Genomic DNA, 25731 nt, shown 5'->3' on the forward strand with positions numbered 1-25731 from the left:
AGGATTAATGTGCCAGCGATTTCTGCACGGACCTTTCCGGCTCATGCTTGTATTTGAAGAACAGCGCAAAAATGACGGCCAACGCCAGCGCATAAGCCGCAAACACCAACCAGATGGTTTGCCAGTCCTTCACGCCATCGACGGAGAAATAGTCCACCGCCATGCCGCTCAGGATTGAACCTACCCACGCCCCGACGCCGTTCACCATGGTCATAAACAGCCCCTGTGCGCTGGCGCGAATGTTGGAACTGACTTCCTGCTCGACGAACACCGATCCGGATATGTTGAAGAAATCAAACGCGCAACCGTAAACGATCATCGACATCAGTAACAGCACAAAGCCAAACGGTGACGGATCGCCAAACGCAAAGAAACCAAAACGCAGCGTCCACGCCAGCATGCTCATCAGCATCACCGTTTTAATCCCAAAGCGTTTAAGGAAGAACGGAATGGTAAGAATGAAGCCCACTTCCGCCATCTGCGACACCGACAGCAAGATAGAGGGATACTTCACGACAAAGCTGCCAGCAAATTCAGGGTTACGGGCAAAATCATGCAGGAACGGATTACCAAAGACGTTGGTGATTTGCAGTACCGCCCCCAGCATCATGGCAAAGAGAAAGAATATCGCCATACGCGGATTTTTAAACAGCACAAACGCATCCAGTCCCAGCTTACCGGCAAGCGTCGTTGCCACTTTCTTCTCAGCAACCGGGATTTTCGGTAAGGTAAACGCGTACATCGCCAGCAGTAATGAGGCGCCGGAGGCGATATACAGCTGGGCGCTGCTCAGTTCCAGTCCCATCAGGCTTACCGTCCACATAGCCACAATAAAGCCAATCGTGCCAAACACGCGAATCGGCGGGAAAGCCGTCACCGGATCCTGGCCGGATTGCGCCAGGCAGGAGTATGAGACGCTGTTCGACAACGCAATCGTCGGCATATAAGCCATGGCGTTAATCAGCATCACCCAGAACATGGTATCTGCATCGGTCACGGTGGTGGCATACAGCAGCACACCCGCGCACACCAGGTGACACAGCATGTAGGCGCGTTCGGCGCGCAGCCATTTATCAGCGATGATCCCCATGATGCCAGGCATAATAATCGCCGCCAGCCCTTTCGAGCTATAAACCATACCCACGTTGGCACCGGTAAAATGCAGAGTGTTGATCATGTAAGAACCCAGGGTCACCAACCAGCTTCCCCAGATGAAATATTGCAAAAACGACATGAGCTTTAAGCGTGAGGCGATACCCATTTTTCCGTTCCTTGCCAAAAAAGTAAGACCCCGCAAGCGGGGTCAGTTATCGTTTTTATTCAGGCCAGCTTGCGCAAGAAGCCGCAGATCAAATTGATGAAGTTCTGTCGGGAGAGTTCCGCCGCCGCCAACGTCTGGGCATGGGATAACTTCACATCCCCCAGCCCTTCGGCCAGGTTGGTGATGGCAGAAACCGCAACCACCTTCAATTCACAGTGACGTGCAGCGATAACTTCAGGGACCACCGACATACCAACCACATCACCGCCAATAATCTGCATCATGCGAATTTCTGCCGCCGTCTCAAAGTTCGGTCCCGGATAGGAGACAAATACGCCTTCGCTCAGCGGGAATCCCTCTTCTTTCGCTACGGTTTGCAGGATCGCACGGTAGTCTGCATCGTAGGCGTTCGACAGCGAGAAGAAACGCTCGCCAAAACGCTCATCGTTGAGTCCAACCATTGGCGTGCCTGGCATGGTATTAATGTGATCGCTGAGCGCGACCAGGTTGCCCGGACCGACTTCAGGACGTAAAGAACCCGCCGCGTTGGTGCAAAATAGCAGTTCGCAGCCCAGCAGTTTAAGGGTACGAATAGCATCGGTCATCACCGTCATACCGCGACCTTCGTAAAAGTGCCCACGCCCTTTCATGCAGGCCACAGGAACGCCAGCCAGATTCCCCAGCACCAGTTCCCCCGCATGTCCATGTACGGTGCTGACCGGGAACCCTGGTAGCTTCTCGTAAGAGATCGCCACCGCATCCTCGATTTGCTCGGCCAACGCGCCCAGCCCGGAGCCGAGAATAAACGCCACGCGTGGCGTGAAGTCAGGTTTATAACCACGAATGATATCGGCGCTATACCAGGGATTCTGAGAGAAAAGAGTGTGGCTCATGAGATGTCCTTAAAACTGAGTAATCGAAATAACGTAGCGTACCCCGATGTTATAACGAGACTACGCAATCGATTACCAATACAGTTTTTCCCGTCGATCGATAGTACATCGGTATTGATGAGTTGCGCTAAACCCGCCCAACTTCACATTATTCTCCTGCCGGAAATGGCATGGAGGGGGCTTATAACTGATACAGCGGATCCCGCGCACGACCGGCGGTTAATTCACTGGCCTGTGTGCGCACGACGTCCCACAATGCCTGAGCGGCGGTCGATAAAGAGCGATTTTTACGTCGAGCCAGCATCAGCTGTCGTTCAACCACCGGCGTCAGACGTTTGACCTGCAAATGGCTGCCCTGCGGCAGGGGGAGCGCCAGCGCGGGCAGTACGCTGATACCAATCCCCGCTTCGACCATCGGAAAGAGCGTTGCCGGGTGGCCTATCTCCTGCACAATGTTGGCATCAATGGAGAAATGGGCCAGTGCCGCATCAATCAGCGGTCGGCTACCAGAGGCGTAATCCTGCAACACCAGACGTTCGTGCAGGAGATCCTGCCAATTAACCCACTCCCGCTCGGCTAAAGGATGATCCTCCCGACACAGCAGCAGGAAGGGTTCCGACAGCACCGCTTCACACTGCAGGTCCGTTGCCACACCCGGATCGATAACAATGCCGAAATCCACTTCCCCCTGACGAATACTTTCCAGTACCCACTGCTGCGGCCTGTCATGCAGGACAAAATCGATCGCAGGATAAAGCGCATTACTCTGGGCAATACACTGGGGAATAAGATGGGCAGAGATGGTCTGGCTGGCCGCGACACGAACTGTACCGGTGAGCTGCGTGCCAACCTGCCCGGCTTCGCGCAGCGTGCTGTGCAGCTCATCCAGGATACGCTCAAGGCGTGCTGCCAGCTGTTGTCCGGCGTCGGTAAGCACCACCTCTCGCGTGGTCCTGTCCAACAGACGCACGCCCGTCTGCCCTTCCAGCTCTTTTACGCTGTGGCTCACCGCCGACTGGCTTAAGCCGATGATATCCCCCGCCCGACTAAAGCTTTTTGCCCGAGCAACGGTGACAAAAATACGCAGTTGACGCAGAGAGTAATTCATCGATTTAATTCATATATGGATGCAATAAATCAATTTTATTTCTCAAACAGAAAAACGCAAACTAGTACGACCGAATTCCAGGAGCTTTTATGAAACTTTTTCGTATCCTCGATCCGTTCACGTTGACGCTGATTACCGTTGTGTTACTGGCTTCTTTTTTTCCCGCCGAGGGTGGATTTGTCCCTTTCTTTGAAGGGTTAACCACCGCAGCGATTGCCCTGCTGTTCTTTATGCATGGGGCCAAACTCTCACGAGAAGCCATTATTGCCGGCGGTAGCCACTGGCGGTTGCATCTGTGGGTGATGTGCAGCACCTTTGTCGTCTTCCCGGTGCTGGGCGTGCTGTTTGCCTGGTGGGCACCGGTTAACGTCGATCCGATGCTGTACACGGGTTTCCTGTATCTGTGCATTTTGCCTGCCACGGTGCAGTCGGCGATTGCCTTCACCTCGCTGGCCGGTGGTAACGTGGCCGCCGCCGTGTGCTCTGCCTCCGCCTCCAGCCTGTTGGGTATTTTTCTCTCACCGTTGTTGGTCGGTCTGGTGATGAATATGCATGGCGCAGAAGGCAGCCTTGAGCAGGTGGGTAAAATCATGCTGCAGCTGCTGCTGCCGTTCGTGCTGGGGCATCTTTCACGCCCGTGGATTGGTAACTGGGTGTCACAACATAAAAAATGGATCGCTAAAACGGACCAGTCTTCGATTCTGCTGGTGGTTTATTCTGCCTTCAGCGAAGCCGTGGTGAATGGGATCTGGCACAAAGTCGGGGTAGGTTCACTGTTGTTTATCGTGGTAGTCAGCGTCGTACTGCTGGCTATTGTGATCGGGATAAATGTCTTTGTGGCGCGTAAATGCGGTTTCAATAAGGCCGATGAAATCACCATTGTATTCTGCGGGTCGAAAAAGAGCCTGGCTAACGGGATCCCCATGGCAAACATTCTGTTCCCGACGTCGGTGATCGGCATGATGGTGCTGCCGTTGATGATATTCCATCAAATCCAGCTGATGGTCTGCGCGGTGATGGCTCGTCGCTATAAGCGACAAACTGACGCCTTGCAGGCGCAGCAGGAAGGCCGCGCCGCAAAGGCTTAAAGCGGACGTTTTAGGGGCTGTACCAGCTGCGTCAGCCCCTCGGTTTTAATCAGCAACGTAATTTGCATCAGCTCGCCCAGTTTGCCCGGTGGAAATTCATCCTTACGGGCAAACCACAGCAGATACTCTTCCGGCACATCAATCAACCGACGCCCTTTGTATTTGCCAAAGGGCATGACGGTATTAGCGATGTCAATCAGTTGCTCTTTTTCCATCTCAGGCGCCCAGTAAGCGGATCATCTCCGCTTCATCAATCACAGCGATACCCAGCTCCTGTGCTTTGGCAAGCTTGGAGCCTGCGGCTTCACCGGCAATCACCAGATCGGTTTTCTTCGACACGCTACCCGCCACTTTCGCCCCCAGTTCGGTCAACCGGGCTTTGGCGTCATCGCGCGACATCTGGCTCAGGCTTCCCGTCAGTACCACCGTTTTCCCGGCAAACGGGCTGTCGATCTCTTCGGCGTTGATGACCACCGGCGCAGGCCAGTGAATGCCCTGTGCCAGTAGCTGGCCAATGACCTCACGGTTGCTCTCTTCGGCAAAGAAGTTAAACACGTGAGTGGCCACCACAATGCCAACGTCAGGGACTTTTTGTAGCTCCTCAATAGACGCCGCTTCCAGCGCATCCAACGTACCGAAATAGCTTGCCAGACCTGCGGCCGTGGCTTCGCCCACTTCACGGATACCCAACGCATAGAGAAAGCGGGCAAACGTGGTTTGTTTGGCTTTTTCCAGCGCATTGACCACGTTTTGTGCCGACTTCGGCCCCATGCGATCCAGCCCCGTCAACTTACCGGCCGTTAACTGGAACAGATCGGCTGGCGTATGGACATACTCTTTCTCGACCAGCTGATCGATAATCTTATCGCCCATGCCGTCCACATCCAGCGCCCGACGCGAAACAAAATGCTTGAGGGATTCTTTACGCTGTGCACCGCAAATGAGACCACCGGTGCAGCGGGTAACGACTTCACCTTCCACACGCTCAACGTCAGAACCACACACCGGGCAATGGGTTGGGAAGACGATTTCACGCGTCTCTTCGGGGCGCTCGGAAAGCACCACGTTCACCACCTGCGGGATCACATCACCCGCGCGGCGAATCACCACCTTGTCACCAATGCGTAAACCCAGACGATCGATTTCATCGGCGTTGTGCAGCGTGGCGTTACTGACCAGCACCCCCGCTACCTGTACCGGTTCAAGGCGAGCGACGGGCGTAATCGCCCCGGTACGTCCGACCTGAAACTCAACGTCGCGCACAAAGGTCATCTGTTCCTGTGCCGGGAACTTAAACGCCACCGCCCAGCGCGGTGCACGGGCCACAAAGCCCAGTTGCTCCTGCAGCGCCAGCGAGTTGACCTTAATCACCACGCCGTCAATGTCGAAGCCGAGCGTTGGTCGGTCTGCTTCAACCTGATGATAGTAAGCAAGTACTTCCTCCGGAGAGTCGCACAACGTGACTCTGTCGCTGACCGGAAGTCCCCACGCTTTGAATTGCAGCAAACGGCCCAAATGGGTATCCGGCAGTTCACCCCCTTCCAGCACGCCGACGCCATAGCAGAAGAAGGTCAGCGGTCGCTTCGCAGTGATACGCGGATCGAGCTGGCGTAATGAACCGGCTGCCGCGTTACGTGGGTTAGCAAACACTTTATTGCCAGTACGACGCGCGTCTTCATTGATTTTTTCAAAACCCGCCTGCGGCAAAAAAACTTCGCCACGTACTTCCAGACGCGTTGGAATATTGTCGCCGCGCAGCTTGAGCGGGATCGCGCGAATAGTACGCACATTCGAGGTAATGTCTTCACCGGTCGTACCATCACCGCGCGTTGCCGCGCTGACCAGCACGCCGTTTTCATACAGAATGCTTACCGCCAGACCGTCCAGCTTCAGTTCACAGCACCAGGTCAGCTTATCCGTACTCTTCAGTCGGTCCTGTACGCGTTTATTGAACGCGAGAAAACTCTCTTCATCAAATACGTTGTCCAGCGACAACATCGGCACTTCATGACGTATCTGACTGAAGGACGCCAGCGGAGCCGCACCGACGCGTTGCGTCGGCGAGTCGGGCGTAATCAAATCCGGGTGCTGAGCTTCCAGTTCACGCAGTTCGCGCATCAGGCGATCATATTCCGCATCGGGAATGTCCGGTGCGTCCATCACATGGTAAAGATACTCATGATGGCGAAGCGTGGTTCGCAGTTCTGTCAGTTGTTGTTCGATTGATTCCATATCGCACCATCAATGATAAAAAACCCCCGACAGGCGGGGGTTCAGAAAGGAGATGTCACGCCAGAGGGCAATCAGGCGTGAGATTCTATAACGTCGCGGATGCGGTCCTGATACTCGCGCAGTTTCTGCGGCGTCATCATGCGACGTTGATCGTCGAGCACCACACCACCCACTTCATCGGCGATGTGCTGCGCTGACTGCAGCATCAGCTTAAAGTTTTGCAGCTCGTCCCCGTAGGACGGCACCTGCATAAAGATAGTCACGCCAGGCGTAGTGAAATCGCCGGTCATCTCAGGGTCGAATGTCCCCGGATTCACCATATTGGCCAGACTGAACAGTGACGGGCCGCTGCCATCGGGGCTCAGATGACGATGGAAAATATTCATATCGCCAAATTTAAAGCCTGCCTGCTGAATGCTGTTGAGCAGCACTTCGCCATTGAGTTCGCTGCCATGATGTGCCGCCACGTTCATAATAATGACCGTTTCTTTAGGCTGCGGTTTTTCCACAACGGGCGCAGGCTCAACGACCGGCTCTGGCTGCGGTTGCTCAACGACAGGCTCGGCTGGCTGGAAGGCCTGCGGTGCAGGCTGTGGCGCATGCTGCACCGGCTGCTGAACTTGCGGCGCGACCGGCTGGTGCTGCATCGGCTGCTGTGGTACAGGCTGATGCGACACCGGTTGTACAGGCTGCTGCACAGGCTGAACATGCGGCGGCGGTACCGGCGCTTCAGCGGGCTGCTGCGCGGGTTGACGCGGCTGAGCAGACGCATAAGGCGGCTGGTACTGGTGTTGCGGCGACTGAGGAGGAACACCATGTTCCTGACCGCTGCCGGGAGCATGATTCACACGATGTACGCGGACTTCGCCCACGCCTTCGTCTTCCTCGACGTTATCGTCGATAGAATCCTCGTCATCACGTTTAGACTTCATGCGTTTCAGTGGGCGATCGCGGAATATAGAAGACCGTTCTTTACGGCTAGTCCAGAAACCATGTACCAGTAAAGCGATTATGGCGATCGCGCCAACAATGATTAATATCAGACGCAAATCCTGCATCATTATATTCTCTGTTGTTCTAACACCTTGCCACCACGGCAAACATTTACTCACTAAGAGTATTTGCCGATTACGTCTAGTGCAAGTGTACTCTTGGCTTTCACAGCATAAAGATGAATAAAATCGTGCTTTTTGCTGTTTTTTCGAACATTTCTGAACAGCCTAACGCTCAACAACCCGGTAATATACGCGAAGTTGACCTGGACTTAGACCACAAGGAGCATGTCTCGACTATGGTTTCATCATCTGCAAGTGTACCACGCAGCGGTTTTTATTATTTTTCTCAGGGATGGAAGCTCATCAGCCAACCGGGGATCCGTCGCTTTGTTCTCCTGCCGTTGCTGGTGAACATTTTGCTGATGGGGGGCGCGTTCTGGTGGTTATTTAGCCAACTGGATAGCTGGATACCCGCTCTAATGAGTCATGTTCCGGACTGGCTACAGTGGCTCAGTTATTTGCTGTGGCCCATTGTGACATTCTCCGTGCTGCTGGTATTTGGCTATTTTTTCTCCACGCTTGCCAACTGGATCGCGGCACCGTTTAACGGCTTACTGGCTGAACAACTGGAAGCGCGACTGACCGGCGCAACGCCACCCGACACCGGCGTGCTCGGTATTATGAAAGATGTTCCGCGTATTATGAAACGTGAATGGCAAAAACTGGCCTGGTACCTTCCGCGCGCAGTCGTACTGCTGCTGCTCTATTTTATCCCCGGCATTGGACAGACCGTTGCGCCAGTACTGTGGTTCCTGTTTAGCGCGTGGATGCTGGCTATCCAATATTGTGATTACCCGTTTGATAACCACAAAGTGCCGTTCAAAGAGATGCGTACCGCCCTGCGCACGCGCAAAGTCACCAATATGCAGTTTGGCGCGCTGACCAGCCTGTTCACCCTGATCCCTGTGCTCAACATGTTCATCATGCCGGTTGCCGTTTGCGGTGCCACCGCAATGTGGGTAGATTGCTATCGTGCTAAGCACGCGTTATGGAAGTAATGCAAAAATGTGTAAATGCGGGCCGTCTTATGCCCGCTCTTATTCCATACTGCAAGGCATTATTTCTCATCAGCATATAGATATGCGATTTCCTTACTTCCCCATACTTTCTCAACAGGTATGCTGATGCGGTATCCCAATTTCATACAGTTAAGGACAGGCCATGAGTAAGATTTTTGAAGACAACTCGCTGACTATCGGTCATACGCCGCTGGTTCGACTGAACCGTATCGGTAACGGACGCATTCTGGCGAAGGTAGAATCACGCAACCCGAGCTTTAGCGTCAAATGCCGTATCGGTGCCAATATGATTTGGGATGCCGAAAAACGTGGTGTGCTGAAACCGGGTATTGAACTGGTTGAACCGACCAGCGGTAACACCGGTATTGCCCTTGCCTACGTTGCTGCCGCGCGCGGTTACAAGCTGACCCTGACGATGCCGGAAACGATGAGTATTGAGCGTCGTAAGCTGCTGAAAGCGCTGGGTGCAAATCTGGTGCTGACTGAAGGCGCAAAAGGCATGAAGGGCGCGATTCAGAAAGCAGAAGAAATTGTTGCCAGCAATCCGGAAAAATTCCTGCTGCTTCAGCAATTCAGTAACCCGGCTAACCCGGAAATTCACGAAAAAACCACCGGCCCGGAAATCTGGGAAGACACCGATGGTCAGGTGGATGTGTTTATCTCCGGCGTTGGCACCGGCGGTACGCTGACCGGCGTTTCCCGTTATATCAAAGGAACCAAAGGCAAAGCGGATTTGATCACCGTTGCCGTAGAACCGACAGATTCTCCGGTCATCGCTCAGGCGTTGGCGGGTGAAGAACTCAAGCCTGGCCCACATAAAATTCAGGGCATTGGCGCTGGTTTCATTCCGGGCAACCTCGATCTGAAACTGATTGATAAAGTGGTCGCCATCACTAACGACGAGGCTATCTCTACCGCGCGTCGCTTGATGGAAGAAGAAGGTATTCTGGCAGGTATCTCTTCAGGAGCCGCGGTTGCTGCCGCGCTTAAACTCCAGGAAGATGAAACCTTTACCAATAAGAATATAGTGGTTATTCTACCGTCATCGGGTGAGCGTTATCTGAGCACTGCACTGTTTGCCGATCTCTTTACTGAGAAAGAACTGCAACAGTAATGCCAGCATGTTAAAAACGCGTAAAAAAGCACCCTTTTGGGTGCTTTTTTGTGGCCTGCTTCAAAGTTTCACCCCACCTGGCATTGATTCAACCCGCCGGAACTGGTATTTAACCAAACTAATTATTTTGATGCGCGAAATTAATCGTTACAGGAAAAGCGCGAGCTGAATCGATTTAATGATTTGGTTCAATTCTTCCTTTCGCGGCATAATGTTTAATGACGAAAGAAACGTCAGTGGCAAGAAGTTGCCCGCAACGGATTGCACCGAACTCCTTTTGTGTCGCGACCTGTTTAGGTCGACGCTAACAATACAGGCTAAAGTTGAGCCGCCAGGCTAGACTTTAGTTCCACAACACTAAACCTATAAGTTGGGGAAATATAATGTTCCAGCAAGAAGTTACCATTACCGCTCCGAACGGTCTGCATACTCGCCCTGCTGCTCAGTTCGTTAAAGAAGCAAAAGGCTTTACGTCTGAAATTACTGTGACTTCCAACGGCAAAAGCGCTAGCGCCAAAAGCCTGTTTAAACTGCAGACTCTGGGCCTGACTCAGGGCACCGTTGTTACCCTTTCCGCAGAAGGTGAAGACGAGCAGAAAGCAGTTGAGCATCTGGTTAAACTGATGGCTGAACTCGAGTAAGTTCAACGAGTTCTTTTCAATATCAGTCACAAGTAAGGTAGGGTTATGATTTCAGGCATTTTAGCATCCCCGGGTATCGCTTTCGGCAAAGCACTGCTGCTGAAAGAAGACGAAATCGTCATTGACCGGAAAAAAATTTCTGCCGACAAGGTTGATCAGGAAGTTGAACGTTTTCTGAGCGGTCGTGCCAAGGCATCTGCGCAACTGGAAGCGATCAAAACCAAAGCTGGTGAAACGTTCGGTGAAGAAAAAGAAGCCATCTTTGAAGGGCATATCATGCTGCTCGAAGATGAGGAGCTGGAGCAGGAAATCATAGCCCTGATTAAAGATAAGCACATGACGGCTGATGCAGCTGCGCATGAAATTATCGAAGGTCAGGCCACCGCTCTGGAAGAGCTGGATGATGAATACCTGAAAGAACGTGCGGCTGACGTACGTGACATCGGTAAACGCCTGCTGCGTAACATCCTGGGTCTGGCAATTATTGACCTGAGCGCTATTCAGGACGAAGTTATCCTGGTTGCCGCCGATCTGACACCGTCAGAAACCGCACAGCTGAACCTGAATAAGGTGCTGGGTTTCATCACTGACGCGGGTGGACGTACTTCCCATACCTCAATCATGGCGCGTTCTCTGGAACTGCCTGCCATCGTGGGTACCGGCAGCGTCACCTCTCAGGTGAAAAACGACGACTATCTGATTCTGGATGCCGTAAACAATCTGGTTTACGTCAATCCAACCAACGACGTTATTGAGCAACTGCGTGCCGTTCAGGAGCAAGTTGCTACCGAGAAAGCGGAACTCGCTAAGCTGAAAGATCTGCCAGCTATCACGCTGGACGGTCATCAGGTTGAAGTGTGCGCCAACATCGGTACCGTGCGTGACGTTGAAGGCGCTGAGCGTAATGGCGCTGAAGGCGTGGGTCTGTATCGTACCGAATTCCTGTTTATGGACCGTGACTCGCTGCCAACTGAAGAAGAACAGTTTGCTGCGTATAAAGCCGTTGCTGAAGCCTGTGGCTCGCAGGCGGTCATCGTGCGTACTATGGACATCGGTGGCGATAAAGAGCTGCCGTACATGAACTTCCCGAAAGAAGAGAACCCATTCCTGGGCTGGCGTGCTATTCGTATCGCGATGGATCGTAAAGAGATCCTGCGTGACCAGGTTCGTGCCATCCTGCGTGCCTCTGCTTTCGGCAAACTGCGCATCATGTTCCCGATGATCATCTCTGTTGAAGAAGTACGCGCACTGCGCAAAGAGATCGAAATCTACAAACAGGAACTGCGCGACGAAGGCAAAGCATTTGACGAAACCATTGAGATTGGCGTGATGGTGGAAACACCGGCTGCGGCAACCATTGCACGTCATTTAGCCAAAGAAGTTGACTTCTTTAGTATCGGCACCAATGATTTAACGCAGTACACCCTGGCAGTTGACCGTGGTAATGATATGATTTCCCACCTTTACCAACCGATGTCGCCATCTGTTCTGACGCTGATCAAGCAAGTTATTGATGCTTCTCATGCTGAAGGCAAATGGACCGGCATGTGTGGTGAGCTTGCAGGCGACGAACGTGCTACACTTCTGTTGCTGGGGATGGGTCTGGACGAATTCTCTATGAGCGCCATTTCTATCCCGCGCATTAAGAAGATTATCCGTAACACGAACTTCGAAGATGCGAAGGTGTTAGCAGAGCAGGCTCTTGCTCAACCGACAACGGACGAGTTAATGACGCTGGTTAACAAGTTCATTGAAGAAAAAACAATCTGCTAATCCACGAGATGCGGCCCAATTTACTGCTTAGGAGAAGATCATGGGTTTGTTCGATAAACTGAAATCTCTGGTTTCTGATGATAAGAAAGACACCGGAACTATTGAGATTATAGCTCCGCTCTCTGGCGAGATCGTCAACATCGAAGACGTGCCGGATGTAGTTTTTGCTGAAAAAATCGTTGGTGATGGCATCGCTATCAAACCAACCGGTAACAAAATGGTTGCCCCTGTAGACGGCACCATCGGCAAAATCTTTGAAACCAACCATGCGTTCTCTATCGAATCTGATAGCGGCATTGAGCTGTTCGTTCACTTCGGTATTGATACCGTTGAACTGAAAGGCGAAGGCTTCAAGCGTATTGCTGAAGAAGGTCAACGCGTTAAAGTGGGCGACCCGGTTATTGAATTCGATCTGGCACTGCTGGAAGAAAAAGCCAAGTCTACCCTGACGCCGGTTGTTATCTCCAACATGGACGAAATCAAAGAACTGATCAAACTGTCCGGTAGCGTGACCGTGGGCGAAACCCCGGTTATCCGCATCAAGAAGTAATTCTGCGTAGGCCGGATGAGGCGTTTACGCTGCCATCCGGCAATCAGGCAGCACTTTACCGGATGGCGCAGCGCTTATCCGGCCTACAAAGAAACTCTCACCGTAGGCCGGATAAGGCGTTCACGCCACCATCCGGCATTAAATCTGCGAGGTCATCGGGCGGTAACACGCTTCGCGCATCAAAATTTTCATCCCTTCAGGCCCGCTTTCCAGCATCCGTCTTTCTGAATCCGCCACCAGCAGTTCACAGTCATATCCTCCGGCAATACCAAACATCGCGCGCGCCACGCAGATATCTTCCAGCGCCTCGGTGCCGCTGGTATCGAAATGCCCCACTAAACGTCCATGCTGGCGAACCACCAACCGATAACTCTTCATCGCGCCTCCCCTGCCGGCGGCAGAATTAATTCATCACACCCGCACAGGTGGGTCCAGGTCATCACTTCCAGCACGCGCTGCGCAGCATCATGTGTGGCGGCGGTAAGCGCTTTTCCTGCAACGATACCGCTTATCAGTTCAGCGCAAAACAGATCGCCGGTTCCCTTGAGGTCCGTTTTCACCCGCGGGTGGGCTAACACCTCAACCGTTTCAGCCGTCACCACCGCCACGTTGATAACCTCCTCGACATCACCCGGCGCACTGGTTATTACCACCCATTTCAGCGTGTCGGTAAGCAGAGATTTTGCCGCCAAAATCGCCTCATCGAGCGTGCGACACGGTTTTCCACTCAGCATTTGCAGTTCAAACACGTTCGGCGTCACGCCCTGCGCCAGCGGGAGCAGGTGCGTGCGGTACGCCTCCGGAATCTCGGCCTTCACGTACATCCCGCTGTCGATATCACCCATCACCGGATCGACCAGAATACACAGCTCTGGATGCGCGGCGCGAACGGTTTCCAGCCACCGTGCGAGCAGCGCTATCTGCTCTGCGCTTCCCATATAGCCGGTCGTTACCGCCTTGAGTTCACGTAAGGCATCGCGCTCATGTAAAGCAGTGAGATAACCATTAAACCAGTCGCCGGGGATAATCCCGCCATAAAAGGTTTCATAATGTGGGGTGTTACTGAACAGCACCGTCGGTACCGCCGTCACCCGTAACCCGTGTGCTTTAATGGCCGGCACGGCAATACTGTTGCCTACGCTGCCATACACCACCTGTGACTGGACGGCGACGATATCGGTTTGTAACGCCCGATGCTTGTCGTCGAAGAGCACTGACTGTATTTCACTCTCCTGCTCCATAAACCTCTCCTCTCGCTGGACAGCGGGCTGATGCCTCACTATTATCGTCATATGCTAAAATTCATTTTGTCATAGGTCAATAATGATCGACGGAAAAACCGCTAACGAAATTTTTGACAGTATTCGTCAACATATCACTACAGGCGCACTTGTCGCAGGAGACACGCTGCCGCCGGTCAGGGATCTGGCAACGGTATTAAACGTTAATCGCAATACTGTCGCAGCGGCCTATAAACGCCTGGTCACTACCGGACTGGCACTTAGCCTGGGACGTAACGGCACGGTAATCAAGGGCGTATCCTCGCCCGTTGCGCTGGAAGGGGGGAATCCGGATACACCGCTAACCGACCTTTCCGGCGGCAATCCTGCGCCTTCACGCCTCCCCGACCTGAGTCACTATTTCGCGAAAATAAATAAACACCCCCGCTTGTATGGCGACGAGGTCGTCTCCCCTGGGCTTAAGACGTGGGCGACGCAATGGATGCAGGATGCCCTGCCCGGCCCAGGTGAAATTGATATTACCAGCGGCGCTATTGATGCCATCGAACGGTTACTGTGCGCCCATTTGCTGCCGGGTGATAGCGTCGCCGTCGAAGATCCCTGTTTTTTAAGCAGCATCAATATGCTGCGTTATGCCGGGTACTCAGCAAACCCGGTCAGCGTGGACAGCGAAGGCATGCAGCCAGACATGCTGGAGCTGGCGCTACAGAAAGGAGCGCGGGCGGTGATCATCACCCCGCGCGCGCACAATCCAACCGGCTGTAGCCTCAGTGCTATCCGCGCCGCCCGGTTGCAGGAGATCCTGTCGCGCTACCCGCAAACGCTGGTGATTATCGACGATCACTTTGCCCTGCTGTCCGCATCCCCGTTGTATCCGGTGATTGCGCCGCAGACAAAACACTGGGCAGTCATCTGTTCGATGTCAAAAACATTAGGCCCGGATCTACGCCTCGCCATCGTTGCCAGCGATCCCGATACCTCGGCAAAACTGCGTCTGCGGCTTAATGCCGGCAGTCAGTGGGTCAGCCACCTGTTGCAGGATTTGGCCTGCGCCTGTCTGAGTGATGAGAACTATCAGCGCACGTTGGTGCAGACTCAGCAGTTTTACGCCTCTCAGCAACAAAAGCTAAGCCTGGCCCTTCAGCAACAGGGCATTGAACTTGCCGCTGGCGATGGTCTGAATCTGTGGCTGCCGCTACAGACCCACAGCCAGTCGCTCGCTTTCGCGCTGGCGAAAGCCGGCTGGCTGGTACGAGAAGGCGAAGTATTTGGCATCAATGCGCCGTCACACGGCCTGCGCATTACGCTGTCAACATTAGACGACCACGACATTACCAGGCTGGCGGCTGATATTCATCAGGCGCTGAAGCGCTAACCGGAGAGAATACATGCGAGTTCATTTTGTTATTCATGAGTCATTTGAATCTGCTGGCGCATATCTGCCATGGGCCGAAGAACGCGGTTACGCCATCAGCTGGTCGCGCGTTTACGCCGGAGAGTCCGTTCCCGCCAGTGCCGACGGTTTCGATATGTTGGTGGTCTTCGGTGGCCCGCAATCACCGCGTACCACGCTGGCAGAGTGCCCATATTTTGATGCTCAGGCTGAACAGCACCTGATCAACCAGGCGATTGCGGCGCGTAAGATTGTGGTCGGTATTTGTCTCGGTTCGCAGCTGATCGGTGAGGCTCTGGGAGCGAGAGTGTGTCAAAGCCCGGAAAAAGAGATTGGTCATTACCCCATTACGTTGACCGACGCAGGTAAAACGCATCCGCTGATCGCCCACTTCGGTTCACCGCTGATGGTCGGGCACTGGCATAACGATATGCCGGGGTTAACCGATCAGGCCACGGTTCTTGCCACCAGCGAGGGTTGCCCACGACAAATTGTGCAGTACGGTAATTTTGTCTATGGTTTCCAGTGCCATATGGAGTTCACTGCCGAAGCGGTTGAAGGACTGATCCAGCACTCAGAGCAGGAACTGGCGGATGCCAAAGGTAAACCGTTTATTCGATCCGTTACAGAAATGCGTGAATGGAACTACCAGCAGATGAACGAGAAGTTGTGGCAGTTCCTTGATTTGCTGGTAGAAAAACGTAACGATTGAACATTGCAGGCCGGATAACACGCTTTACGTCATCATCCGGCGATCGTGTCGTATGTTTGCCTGATGGCGCTACGCTTATCAGGCCTACAAATTAGATCCCTAATCCCTGGTTGAAATGCTCTTCACCGAACACGCCGGTCGAGAGATAGCGATCGCCGCGATCGCAAACGATCGCCACCACAACCGCACCAGGGTTTTGCTCTGCTATACGGCGCGCACCGGCTACCGCGCCGCCGGAACTCACGCCACAAAAAATACCCTCGCGAACCGCCAGTTCACGCATGGTTTTCTCAGCGTCGTCCTGATGAATATCCAGTACTTCATCCACCAGCGAAGCGTTAAAAATCCCCGGCATATATTCCGCGGGCCAGCGACGTATCCCCGGAATACTGCTGCCCTCTTCCGGTTGTAATCCGACGATGGTCACGGGTTTATCCTGCTCGCGTAGAAAACGTGACACGCCGGTAATGGTGCCGGTGGTGCCCATACTGGAAACGAAATGAGTGATACGGCCTGAGGTTTGCTGCCAGATCTCCGGCCCGGTGGTGGTGTAATGCGCATACGGATTATCGGGGTTGTTAAACTGATCGAGTAGCGTGCCCTCACCGCGCTGAGCCATCTCCAGGGCTAAGTCGCGCGCCCCTTCCATGCCCTGCTCTTTGCTAACCAGAATCAGCTCAGCACCGTAGGCGCGCATCGCGGCACGACGCTCCTGACTCATGTTGTCCGGCATCAACAGCTTCATACGATAGCCTTTCAGCGCAGCAATCATCGCCAGCGCGATCCCGGTATTGCCGCTGGTCGCCTCGATCAGCACATCACCAGGCTTAATTTCTCCACGTTTTTCCGCTTCGACAATCATCGACAACGCGGCGCGATCTTTCACCGACCCTGCCGGGTTATTGCCTTCCAGCTTGACCCAAATTTCACTGCCGTTATCCGGCGCCAGACGTTGCAGTTTTACCAGAGGCGTATTGCCAATTGTTTGTTCTAATGTGTTCACGTTTTCTGCTCAATAAAATGCCGGGTGGCGCTGCGCTTACCCGGCCTACAGGTCATGATTTTGCCCGTAGGCCCGGTAAGCATAGCGCCATCGGGCGATAACAATGCGAATTAACCTATCAGGCGGATTGTGCCAGAGCAAGTTCGGTTTCACGCGTTTCAATCCGCTGTTCACCGTTATACAGACGCGCATTTTGCAGTCCCACAAACAGACGTTCACCGCGGCTTGGGGGGTTATCGCCCTGCATCACCACCGTCATCGGCTCGTTATACCACCCCAGTGGCTGGACAACTAATTGGGTGTAGTGACCTTTTGGACTGGCTTCCAGCACCTGTACCGGCAGCGGCGAATCGAGGCTGGTACGGCGGCTCACATCGACTTCCCACGGACGCAGGAACAGATCGACCGGTCCCTGATACGCGGGCGTATATCCCAGCGGCCAGCGATGCGCGCCAACGTGGAACTGCCCACCGCGTACGGTGCCCTGCAGGCGGTTCACTTCGCCCATAAACTCCAGCACAAAGCGGGTGGCCGGTTCACGCCATACCTGATCCGGCGCATCGGCCTGCTCGATATGACCCTGGCTCATCACCACCACGCGATCCGCCACTTCCGTCGCTTCTTCCTGATCGTGGGTAACGAACACGCTGGTGAATTTCAGTTCTTCATGCAACTGACGCAGCCAACGACGCAATTCTTTACGCACCTGGGCATCAAGCGCGCCAAATGGTTCGTCGAGCAGCAGGATCTGCGGCTCTACCGCCAGCGCACGCGCCAGCGCCACGCGCTGCTTTTGACCGCCGGAAAGCTGCGCCGGGAAGCGTTCTGCCAGATGGGCCAACTGTACCATTTCCAACAGTTTGGTGACTTTTACTTTGATCGCCGCCGCATTCGGACGCTCGCGACGTGGTAGTACCGTCAGACCAAAGGCGATATTGTCGAAGACGGTCATATGCCGGAACAGCGCGTAGTGCTGGAATACAAACCCCACCTTACGCTCGCGAGCGTGCAGACGACTGACGTCCGTACCGTGAAAGCGAATATGCCCGCTGGACTGATGCTCCAGCCCGGCAATAATGCGCAGCAGCGTAGTTTTGCCTGAACCGGACGGCCCCAGCAGCGCGACCATCTGACCTGAAGGAATATCCAGTGAGATATCGTTCAGCACCTGGGTGCGACCAAAAGACTTCTTAATATTGGCAATCTCAATGCTCATGATTTTCCTCCTGCTGCGCGCGTTTTTCCTGGTTCTCCAGACGCCATTGCAACATGCTCTTCAAAAACAGGGTAACAATCGCCATCAGCGTTAATAACGCCGCAGCGGTAAAGGAGCCGACGGTGTTGTAGTCCTGCTCCAGTAATTCAATCTGCAGAGGCAGCGACAGGGTTTCGCCGCGAATCGAGCCGGACACCACCGACACCGCGCCAAACTCGCCAATCGCGCGGGCGTTGGTCAGCACCACGCCGTACAGCAGCGCCCAGCGAATGTTTGGCAAGGTCACGCGGCGGAACATCTGCCAGCCGGATGCGCCAAGTAGAATAGCCGCCTCGTCTTCATTGCTGCCCTGGCTCAACATCACCGGTACCAGCTCACGCACCACAAACGGACAGGTGACGAAGACCGTGACCAGCACCATTCCCGGCCAGGCGAACATCACCTGCAGGTTGTGCTCATCCAGCCAGCCGCCGAGCGGGCCGTTGGAACCATAAAACAGCAGATAGACCAGACCGGCGACCACTGGCGACACGGCAAACGGGATATCCAGCAACGTCAGCAGCAACTGGCGACCGGGGAAGTTAAAGCGCGTGACCAGCCACGCCAGCAGCACGCCAAACACCAGGTTCACCGGTACCGCGATCAGCGCAATCAGCACCGTTAGCCAAATGGCGTGCAGCATGTCCGGGTCGGCCAGGTTCTGTAATACCGGCATTAATCCCTTGCTGAACGCCTGCACGAAGATATAAATCATCGGCACCAGCAAAATGAACGCGGAGACCAGCATACCGGTGCCGATCAGAAACCATTTCCCCCAGTTGATGCGGGGCGCGCCATAGCGTTTCAATTGGGTAATCTCTGCCATCAGTGACCTACCACGCGTCGACCAAAGCGACTCTGCAGGGTGTTAATCGAAAACAGCAGCAACAGCGATGCCCCGAGGATCACCGACGCAATCGCGCTGGCGGCGGGATAGTCAAACTCCTGCAAGCGGACAAAAATCATCAGCGAAGTGACTTCCGTTTTCCAGGCGATGTTCCCGGCGATGAAGATAACCGCACCAAATTCCCCCAGGCTGCGGGTGAACGAAAGTGCGATCCCGGCAACCAGCGCCGGAGATAATTCCGGCAGCACCACTTTACGAAAGCTCTGCAAGCGCGTGGCGCCGAGCGTTTCCGCAGCTTCTTCATACTCAGGGCCTAACTCTTCCAGCACCGGCTGTACGGTACGCACTACGAACGGAATGCTGGTAAACGCCATGGCGACCGCAATACCGAGCCAGGTGTAGGTTACTTTAATATCCAGTTTCGCCAGCCACTCGCCGTAAAAACCGTTAACCGAAAACAGCGAGGCCAGCGTCAGGCCCGCCACTGCCGTAGGCAGCGCAAACGGCAGGTCCATTAACGCATCCAGCAGTGTGCGACCTGGAAAGCGATAGCGGGTTAAGATCCACGCCATCAGCAGGCCGAACACACCGTTAAAGATCGAGGCCACAAACGCGGACAGCAGCGTTACCTTATAGGCTGCCACCACCTGCGGATTGGTAATCACTTCCCAGTATTGCGCCCAGCTCATTTGCGCCAATTGCATCACCAGCGCACTGAGCGGCAGCAGCAATATCAGGCAGACAAACAGTAAGCTGGTGCCCAAGCTTAAGGTAAAGCCGGGCAGCACGCGTCGGGAGGAAACAGCAAACATTTACTTACGCCCCGCCGCCAACAGTTTGTCCAGCTCACCGCCGCTGACAAAGTGCGTTTTCATCACCTCAGGCCATGCGCCAAACTGATCTTCCACGCGGAACAACTCGGTCTGCGGGAATTTATCTTTCAGCTTGTCCATCACCTGCGGGTTATTCACACGGTAGTAGTAATCCGTGATGATGGTCTGCGCCTGCGGGCTGTACAGCCAGTTCAGGTAGGCTTTCGCCGCTTTCTCAGTGCCATTGGCCTGCACGTTTTTATCGACCCACGCCACCGGGAACTCGGCGAGGATATTGGTCTTAGGAATAACGACCTCGAAACCCTGCGCTTCATACTGCTTACGAATGTTGTTCACTTCTGATTCGAAGCTGATCAGCACGTCGCCCAGCCCACGTTCCGCAAAGGTGGTGGTGGCACCGCGACCGCCGGTATCAAAGACTTCAACATTTTTCAGGAACTGGGTCATGAACTGTTCGGTTTTAGCTTTATCGCCGCCGTCCGCTTTTGCCGCCGCACCCCACGCCGCCAGATAGGTATAGCGCGCGTTACCGGAGGTTTTCGGGTTTGGGAAGATCAGTTTGACGTCAGAACGCACCAGGTCATTCCAGTCATGGATGTTTTTCGGGTTCCCTTTGCGCACCAGGAAGCCCATTGTGGAATAGAACGGCGAGCTGTTATTTGGCAGACGGCTTTGCCAGTCGGCCGGAATCAGCTTTCCTTTGTCATGCAGAATCTGCACGTCAGTGACCTGGTTATAGGTGACGACGTCGGCTTTCAGCCCCTGCAGAATCGCCAGCGCCTGTTTTGATGACCCGGCATGAGATTGTTTAATCGTCAGCTTGTCACCGCCGTTATCCTGCGCCCATTGCTGTTCAAACGACGGGTTAAGGGCGGCAAACAGCTCACGAGACACATCATAGGAACTGTTCAGCAGTTCCGTTGCCTGCGCCTGACCGACCAGCAGCAGCGCCGCCAGCGTCAGAGTTCTTTTTTTCAGTAAGTTAACGGCCATTGCGCACCCTTATAAATTTAATGACTTTCTTATGGCCATCATATTTATAACGGGAGTAAAAGGAGTAACGGTTTTATATACCGTTTGATGATTTGAAAGTTGAAAAGAGAATAAGAGGTAACTCCTCCCCTGTTCGCGGGGAGGAGACAGGCATCACTCAGACGCCGACGCTAACGCTTTCTGGCAGGGTACTGCCGCCATCGATCACGTTCTGCGTGCCGGTTAAGTAGCTGGACTCATCAGACGCCAGGAACGCCGCCAGTTCACCGACTTCAAGCGGACACGCCAGGCGACGCAGCGGAATGGCTTTTGCCATTTCAGTTAACACTGATTCCGGATCGTCCGGGTTAGACTGACGCGCGATGTTTTCCGCCATTGGCGTGCGGACATAGCCGGGGCAAATAGCATTAACGCGGATGCCGGATTGCGCGTATTCCACCGCCAGCGATTTGGTTAAGCCGATAATCGCGGCTTTTGACAGTGCATAGGCCGTTTCGCCCGGATCGGCGACCATATCGCCGGTGACGGATGACATCATCACGATGCGCCCATCCTTGCGAGCAACCATCTCCGGCAGAACGGCTTTCGTCACGTTCCAGACACCTTTGATGTTGATATCAATATGGAAGTCGCGATCTTCATCGCTCATTTCAAGGAAGCTGCCGAGGCGGCATACGCCTGCGTTGTTGACAAGAATATCAATTTTGCCCTCAATGTTCTTCGCGCGTTTTACCGCCGCCGTGACAGAAGCAAAATCTCTGACGTCCGCATGAACTGCCGTACAACGGTGACCGCGTCCAACAAGCTCATCCGCCAGTTTTTCAATCTCATCGGAGATATCCAGCAAGATCAGGTTCGCACCGTGGCGGGCAAATGTTCTGGCGATCCCTTCGCCAATACCCTGAGATGCGCCCGTAATCAATGCTGTTTTGCCCGTGAGTTTTCCCATTTCAATATTCTCCTTTTGAATATGAAGCATCCGCTTCATTCACGCAGAAGATACAGCATTAACAAATCAGTGCTGCGAAATGGCTCACTAAATCAGGTTAATTTCAGGTAAAAAAATCCCCGACGGTGCGGGGAGATGTATTTTACGCCAGCGTGTAGGCCGGAGAAGGCGTTATGCCACCATCCGGCAACTCACTCTCACAGCGCCATTAAGCGGTCCAGCGATGGCGCAAAATAATAGCCGCCGGTCACCGGCTTGGTGAAGCGCAGCATGGCGTCACGTTTACCGTCGGTGTCGCCGAACATGCTCAGCAGTTGCTGCTCAATATTGTGCAGGCGCGCGCAGTAAGCGCAGAAGTACAGACCGTGCGTACCGCTGGCGGTACCGTATGGCAGGCTCTGGCGGACAATTTTCAGCCCTTTACCGTCTTCTTTCAAATCCACGCGGCTCAGGTGAGAGGTGGCCGGGCGATCGTCGCCGTCGATCTCTTCGTTAGCTTCTTTGGTGCGACCAATCATCATTTCCTGATCGTGGATGCTCATGCGGTTCAGCTGCTTCAGGTTGTGCTCCCAGCGCTGCACGAACACATAGCTACCACCCGCATCCACGCCATCTTTGATAACCGCAACGTCACGACGCGTCTCTTCCCCGGCCGGGTTTTCCGTACCATCAACGAAGCCGCTCAGATCACGCTCTTCGACCCAACGGAAACCGTGGATCTCTTCTTTCACGTCGATGCAATCACCAAAGGCGTCCATGGCCGCCTGCGCAACAGAGAAATTCACGTCATGACGCAGAGAAAGAATGTGGATCAGCACGTCATACTGCGTTGCCGGGGCCAGACCTTTACCGTAAGGGATAAAGTCCTTTAACTCTTCAGCCCCTACGCCACCGCTCAGCGTGCGCCAGGTTTTGTTACCGAAAGCCACAACCGCGCCCAGATGTGCATCCGGGAATTTTGCTTCAAAGGTCGCCAACTTATCAGCAAATGTTTTGCTGGCAGCGCGCAAAGCCTCAACGTCGCCTTTTACATTGGCTTCAATCCAAATCGCCGCACGGCAATGTTCTGGCAAAATGCCACTCTGAACCTGAGACATTGTTCCTCCTGAAAAAAAGATGCCACGACCTCGTGGCATTGATGGGCGTTATTCTACCTGTTTTTTTAGTCTGTCGATTTGTTCAGACGCAAATTAACGCCGCCAGATAATTTTGCTTACTTTCCAGTCTTTCAGCGTATCGTCAGACGGCATTATGCCTTCAGGACCGCTCCACTCACCGGAAAAAATGTAGCTAATATGCTGACTTCCCTCAGCTTTACACTCAACACCTGCACTATCATCGCCGGTCGCTTTCTGGCAATTACCGAACGCTTTGGTGTAAAGGTCACTAAACGGTGTACCGATTTCTGCACCGGACGCTGACGAAATATCGCCGTCCAGTACATCAATACGGCTGATGGTCCCCCCATCGCCATTGATCACCATCGCCAACTTATCTTCTTTCATTGCTTCAAAAAAGCGCACCACATTGCCGTTGTCGGTCTTCATCCCGCTGCGCAGGCGATAATCTCCGTCCAGCGCATCGGCAATGGCTTTCTCATCCAGCGGCGTCGCAGCAGTGAGTTGTCCCACCCCCTGCTCGGTGACTTCCGTCGAAGAACCAAACCAGTTCCACGGATTTGCGGCGGACCAGTTCACCGACGAGAGCGTCGAGCAGCCAGTCAGTACCAGCGGCATCGCGCATAACATCAAACGCAGCGATTTCATCTCACATCCTTTCTTTATTAATTAACGTTGCTTGGAGTCCGGCTTCATAAAAAAGTGCCGTTATTCTTTTTCGATGGCAAAACAGGCACGTAAACGCGGGTTAGTCAGTAGCCAGACCAGGGCGACAACATCAGCTACCAGCAGCGCCAGCCCAACACCATTGACCGGATCGCCCCCCAACCACAGCAGTGGCTGCCAGCAAAGCAACGCCAACTGGGCCAAAATCAGTAATCCGCGCAGCCAGCGCCACAGCGCAGGAAACGCAAAACGCCGCCCGCTGAGTAAAAATGCCAGCACTGCGGGAACACCTGGGAGCAATCCCAGCCAGAACGCATCGTGATCGGGGTAAAACAAATTCAGTAAGGTGTTGCCCTGCTCGCGAGAAGATCCCGCAATCACAAACAGCACCCACGTGCGCGCCTGAAGCAGCAGCACGCACCAGAACAAAACAGGGAGGCGCAGACGCCCGTGACCGTCATAGTCGGCGGGATGAAACTCAGTACTCTTCATCTTCAATCAAGCGCTTGCCCAGATTGAGTACGTCAGCATGTTCATATCCCAGACGTTCATACATGCCCAGCACGATGTCATTGTCGTCACGCACCATAATTTGAATCTTCGGACATCCGCGGGCAATGAGCTTTTTCTCCAGCCGACTGAGCAGTGCATTCGCAATGCCACGAGCACGAAATTCAGGGTGTACGCCAAGATAGTACGCTGAGCCGCGATGACCGTCGTAACCCCCCATCACCGTGCCAACGACTTCACCGTTCACCTCGGCGACCAGGAACAAGCTGACGTCGTGATTCACCTTGCGCTCAATATCCATTTCCGGATCGTTCCATGGACGCAGCAGGTCGCAGCGCTCCCAGAGGGTGATAACCTCTTCGAAATCTTCCTGGCGAAATACGCGTATCTCCATGGTATTGAGACCCTTTTTAGCCCTAAAAATAGTGATTATGGCGTGAACAACTGATTAAGCCAATATCTGACGCGAAGCGGCGTAAAAAATGGCATAATAGGCAACTGTCACGTATTGAAATGAAAAGTAAAACAATTATTATCCCGATCCGTCGCAACGGACTACGCGATACGATATAACATCTGGAACTTATTTATTACAACTCAGGCCGTATGAGCACTTTTAAACCACTAAAAACTCTCACATCGCGCCGCCAGGTGCTGAAAGCCGGGCTGGCTGCCCTGACGCTGTCAGGTATGTCGCCAGCTATCGCTAAAGAAGAAGCGCTAAAAACCAGCAATGGTCACAGTAAACCGAAAGCGAAGAAATCGGGCGCAAAGCGCGTTGTGGTTCTCGATCCGGGTCACGGTGGCATTGATACCGGGGCAATTGGTCGCAACGGTTCGAAGGAAAAACACGTGGTACTGGCGATTGCCAAAAACGTGCGCTCCATCCTGCGTAGCCAGGGGATCGATGCCCGGCTGACCCGCTCCGGCGATACCTTTATTCCGCTTTACGACCGCGTCGAGATCGCCCACAAGCACGGTGCCGACCTGTTTATGTCTATCCACGCTGACGGTTTTACTAACCCCAGCGCGGCGGGGGCGTCGGTCTTTGCTCTGTCTAACCGCGGCGCCAGTAGCGCCATGGCAAAGTATCTGTCCGATCGTGAAAACCGCGCGGATGAAGTCGCCGGGAAAAAAGCCACCGACAAAGATCATTTGTTGCAGCAAGTGCTGTTCGATCTGGTTCAGACCGACACCATTAAAAATAGCCTGACCTTAGGGTCGCACATCCTGAAGAAGATCAAGCCAGTACACCGTCTGCACAGCCGCAGTACAGAACAGGCCGCCTTCGTGGTACTAAAATCGCCGTCCATTCCTTCGGTGCTGGTAGAAACCTCATTTATTACCAACCCGGAAGAAGAACGCCTGCTGGGCACCACGGCATTTCGGCAGAAAATTGCCACCGCTATCGCCAATGGCGTTATCAGCTATTTCCACTGGTTTGATAACCAGAAAGCCCACTCGAAGAAACGTTAAT

At 53.8% G+C, this 25731-nt stretch carries 27 protein-coding genes; 9 read left to right on the plus strand and 18 right to left on the minus strand.

Translation table 11 applies throughout. From position 1 onward, the window contains the following. Window positions 1-4: 4 nt before the first annotated feature. The 3 genes from FDW95_RS06645 to FDW95_RS06655 all read right to left on the minus strand — a co-directional run bounded on the left by FDW95_RS06645 (window position 5) and on the right by FDW95_RS06655 (window position 3262). On the minus strand, window positions 5-1261 hold the full coding sequence (locus tag FDW95_RS06645) for a nucleoside permease (protein WP_115257840.1): 1257 nt from the start codon (window positions 1259-1261) through the stop codon (window positions 5-7). Between the two features lie 59 nt (window positions 1262-1320). Beyond that, complete coding sequence (gene xapA, locus FDW95_RS06650) at window positions 1321-2154, minus strand: xanthosine phosphorylase (protein ID WP_137363453.1); 834 nt, start codon at window positions 2152-2154, stop codon at window positions 1321-1323. Window positions 2155-2335: 181 nt separating this feature from the next. Further along, a complete protein-coding gene (locus FDW95_RS06655; RefSeq protein ID WP_137363454.1) occupies window positions 2336-3262 on the minus strand; it encodes a LysR family transcriptional regulator in 927 nt (308 codons plus the stop codon). A gap of 89 nt (window positions 3263-3351) precedes the next feature. On the opposite strand from FDW95_RS06655, the gene FDW95_RS06660 reads away from it, so the two are divergent. Continuing rightward, window positions 3352-4350 carry a bile acid:sodium symporter family protein gene (locus FDW95_RS06660; protein WP_115257837.1) on the plus strand — a complete coding sequence of 333 codons (999 nt, stop codon included), beginning with the start codon at window positions 3352-3354 and terminating at the stop codon, window positions 4348-4350. Here the strand turns inward: FDW95_RS06660 and FDW95_RS06665 are convergent. From FDW95_RS06665 to zipA, 3 genes are all read right to left on the minus strand, one after another. Continuing rightward, the gene (locus FDW95_RS06665; RefSeq protein ID WP_045445890.1) at window positions 4347-4565 is read right to left on the minus strand and encodes a DUF3820 family protein; all 219 of its coding nucleotides are present in this window, start codon (window positions 4563-4565) and stop codon (window positions 4347-4349) included. The genes FDW95_RS06660 and FDW95_RS06665 overlap by 4 nt on opposite strands. Window position 4566: 1 nt before the next feature. After that, entirely contained in the window at window positions 4567-6582 is a 2016-nt protein-coding gene (gene ligA / locus FDW95_RS06670) for an NAD-dependent DNA ligase LigA (protein WP_115257836.1), read from the minus strand. Window positions 6583-6653: 71 nt separating this feature from the next. Next, the gene (zipA, locus tag FDW95_RS06675; RefSeq protein WP_115257835.1) at window positions 6654-7643 is read right to left on the minus strand and encodes a cell division protein ZipA; all 990 of its coding nucleotides are present in this window, start codon (window positions 7641-7643) and stop codon (window positions 6654-6656) included. A 230-nt stretch (window positions 7644-7873) separates the two neighbouring features. Here zipA and cysZ point away from each other — a divergent pair, with 230 nt between their 5' ends. The 5 genes from cysZ to crr all read left to right on the plus strand — a co-directional run bounded on the left by cysZ (window position 7874) and on the right by crr (window position 12734). Continuing rightward, entirely contained in the window at window positions 7874-8635 is a 762-nt protein-coding gene (gene cysZ / locus FDW95_RS06680; RefSeq protein WP_115257834.1) for a sulfate transporter CysZ, read from the plus strand. A 163-nt stretch (window positions 8636-8798) separates the two neighbouring features. Next, window positions 8799-9770 (plus strand): cysteine synthase A, encoded by a 972-nt coding sequence (cysK, locus tag FDW95_RS06685; protein ID WP_115257833.1) that lies wholly within the window; start codon window positions 8799-8801, stop codon window positions 9768-9770. Window positions 9771-10153: 383 nt separating this feature from the next. Beyond that, window positions 10154-10411, plus strand: coding sequence for a phosphocarrier protein Hpr (ptsH, locus tag FDW95_RS06690; protein ID WP_002913505.1), 258 nt, complete (start codon window positions 10154-10156; stop codon window positions 10409-10411). A gap of 45 nt (window positions 10412-10456) precedes the next feature. Further along, a complete protein-coding gene (ptsI, locus tag FDW95_RS06695) occupies window positions 10457-12184 on the plus strand; it encodes a phosphoenolpyruvate-protein phosphotransferase PtsI (protein ID WP_115257832.1) in 1728 nt (575 codons plus the stop codon). A gap of 40 nt (window positions 12185-12224) precedes the next feature. Then, window positions 12225-12734 (plus strand): PTS glucose transporter subunit IIA, encoded by a 510-nt coding sequence (gene crr, locus FDW95_RS06700; RefSeq protein ID WP_049841435.1) that lies wholly within the window; start codon window positions 12225-12227, stop codon window positions 12732-12734. A 138-nt stretch (window positions 12735-12872) separates the two neighbouring features. On the opposite strand, the gene FDW95_RS06710 is transcribed toward crr, so the two are convergent. Continuing rightward, a complete protein-coding gene (locus FDW95_RS06710) occupies window positions 12873-13112 on the minus strand; it encodes a cytoplasmic protein (RefSeq protein ID WP_096756253.1) in 240 nt (79 codons plus the stop codon). Continuing rightward, window positions 13109-13975, minus strand: a complete 867-nt coding sequence (gene pdxK / locus FDW95_RS06715; protein ID WP_115257831.1) for a pyridoxine/pyridoxal/pyridoxamine kinase — start codon at window positions 13973-13975, stop codon at window positions 13109-13111. Before pdxK ends, FDW95_RS06710 begins: the two co-directional genes overlap by 4 nt. 82 nt (window positions 13976-14057) lie before the next feature. On the opposite strand from pdxK, the gene ptsJ reads away from it, so the two are divergent. Both ptsJ and FDW95_RS06725 read left to right on the plus strand, forming a co-directional pair. Further along, window positions 14058-15350, plus strand: coding sequence for a transcriptional regulator PtsJ (ptsJ, locus tag FDW95_RS06720; RefSeq protein ID WP_115257830.1), 1293 nt, complete (start codon window positions 14058-14060; stop codon window positions 15348-15350). 13 nt (window positions 15351-15363) lie between these two features. Continuing rightward, a complete protein-coding gene (locus tag FDW95_RS06725; RefSeq protein WP_115257829.1) occupies window positions 15364-16080 on the plus strand; it encodes a type 1 glutamine amidotransferase in 717 nt (238 codons plus the stop codon). 91 nt (window positions 16081-16171) lie between these two features. On the opposite strand, the gene cysM is transcribed toward FDW95_RS06725, so the two are convergent. The 10 genes from cysM to FDW95_RS06775 all read right to left on the minus strand — a co-directional run bounded on the left by cysM (window position 16172) and on the right by FDW95_RS06775 (window position 24648). Then, entirely contained in the window at window positions 16172-17083 is a 912-nt protein-coding gene (gene cysM / locus FDW95_RS06730) for a cysteine synthase CysM (protein ID WP_115257828.1), read from the minus strand. 118 nt (window positions 17084-17201) lie between these two features. Then, a complete protein-coding gene (gene cysA / locus FDW95_RS06735; RefSeq protein WP_115257827.1) occupies window positions 17202-18299 on the minus strand; it encodes a sulfate/thiosulfate ABC transporter ATP-binding protein CysA in 1098 nt (365 codons plus the stop codon). After that, window positions 18289-19164, minus strand: coding sequence for a sulfate/thiosulfate ABC transporter permease CysW (gene cysW / locus FDW95_RS06740; protein WP_115257826.1), 876 nt, complete (start codon window positions 19162-19164; stop codon window positions 18289-18291). The genes cysA and cysW overlap by 11 nt, the downstream gene beginning before the upstream one ends. Beyond that, window positions 19164-19997: a sulfate/thiosulfate ABC transporter permease CysT gene (cysT, locus tag FDW95_RS06745; protein ID WP_096756246.1), complete on the minus strand. Its 834-nt coding sequence runs from the start codon at window positions 19995-19997 to the stop codon at window positions 19164-19166. Before cysT ends, cysW begins: the two co-directional genes overlap by 1 nt. Beyond that, a complete protein-coding gene (cysP, locus tag FDW95_RS06750) occupies window positions 19998-21011 on the minus strand; it encodes a thiosulfate/sulfate ABC transporter substrate-binding protein CysP (RefSeq protein ID WP_115257825.1) in 1014 nt (337 codons plus the stop codon). A gap of 157 nt (window positions 21012-21168) precedes the next feature. Then, on the minus strand, window positions 21169-21960 hold the full coding sequence (gene ucpA / locus FDW95_RS06755; RefSeq protein ID WP_096756244.1) for an SDR family oxidoreductase UcpA: 792 nt from the start codon (window positions 21958-21960) through the stop codon (window positions 21169-21171). A 197-nt stretch (window positions 21961-22157) separates the two neighbouring features. Then, entirely contained in the window at window positions 22158-23057 is a 900-nt protein-coding gene (gene yfeX / locus FDW95_RS06760) for a porphyrinogen peroxidase (RefSeq protein WP_096756243.1), read from the minus strand. A gap of 93 nt (window positions 23058-23150) precedes the next feature. Beyond that, a complete protein-coding gene (locus FDW95_RS06765; RefSeq protein WP_096756242.1) occupies window positions 23151-23726 on the minus strand; it encodes an RpoE-regulated lipoprotein in 576 nt (191 codons plus the stop codon). 60 nt (window positions 23727-23786) lie between these two features. Continuing rightward, window positions 23787-24236, minus strand: a complete 450-nt coding sequence (locus tag FDW95_RS06770; RefSeq protein ID WP_115257824.1) for a DUF2919 domain-containing protein — start codon at window positions 24234-24236, stop codon at window positions 23787-23789. Beyond that, entirely contained in the window at window positions 24223-24648 is a 426-nt protein-coding gene (locus FDW95_RS06775) for a GNAT family acetyltransferase (RefSeq protein ID WP_096756240.1), read from the minus strand. The genes FDW95_RS06770 and FDW95_RS06775 overlap by 14 nt, the downstream gene beginning before the upstream one ends. Window positions 24649-24860: 212 nt before the next feature. Here FDW95_RS06775 and amiA point away from each other — a divergent pair, with 212 nt between their 5' ends. After that, window positions 24861-25730: an N-acetylmuramoyl-L-alanine amidase AmiA gene (gene amiA / locus FDW95_RS06780; RefSeq protein WP_117343548.1), complete on the plus strand. Its 870-nt coding sequence runs from the start codon at window positions 24861-24863 to the stop codon at window positions 25728-25730. Window position 25731: the final 1 nt, after the last annotated feature.

Source organism: Citrobacter sp. wls718 (assembly GCF_005280945.1).
Taxonomy (GTDB): Bacteria; Pseudomonadota; Gammaproteobacteria; order Enterobacterales; family Enterobacteriaceae; genus Citrobacter; species Citrobacter gillenii.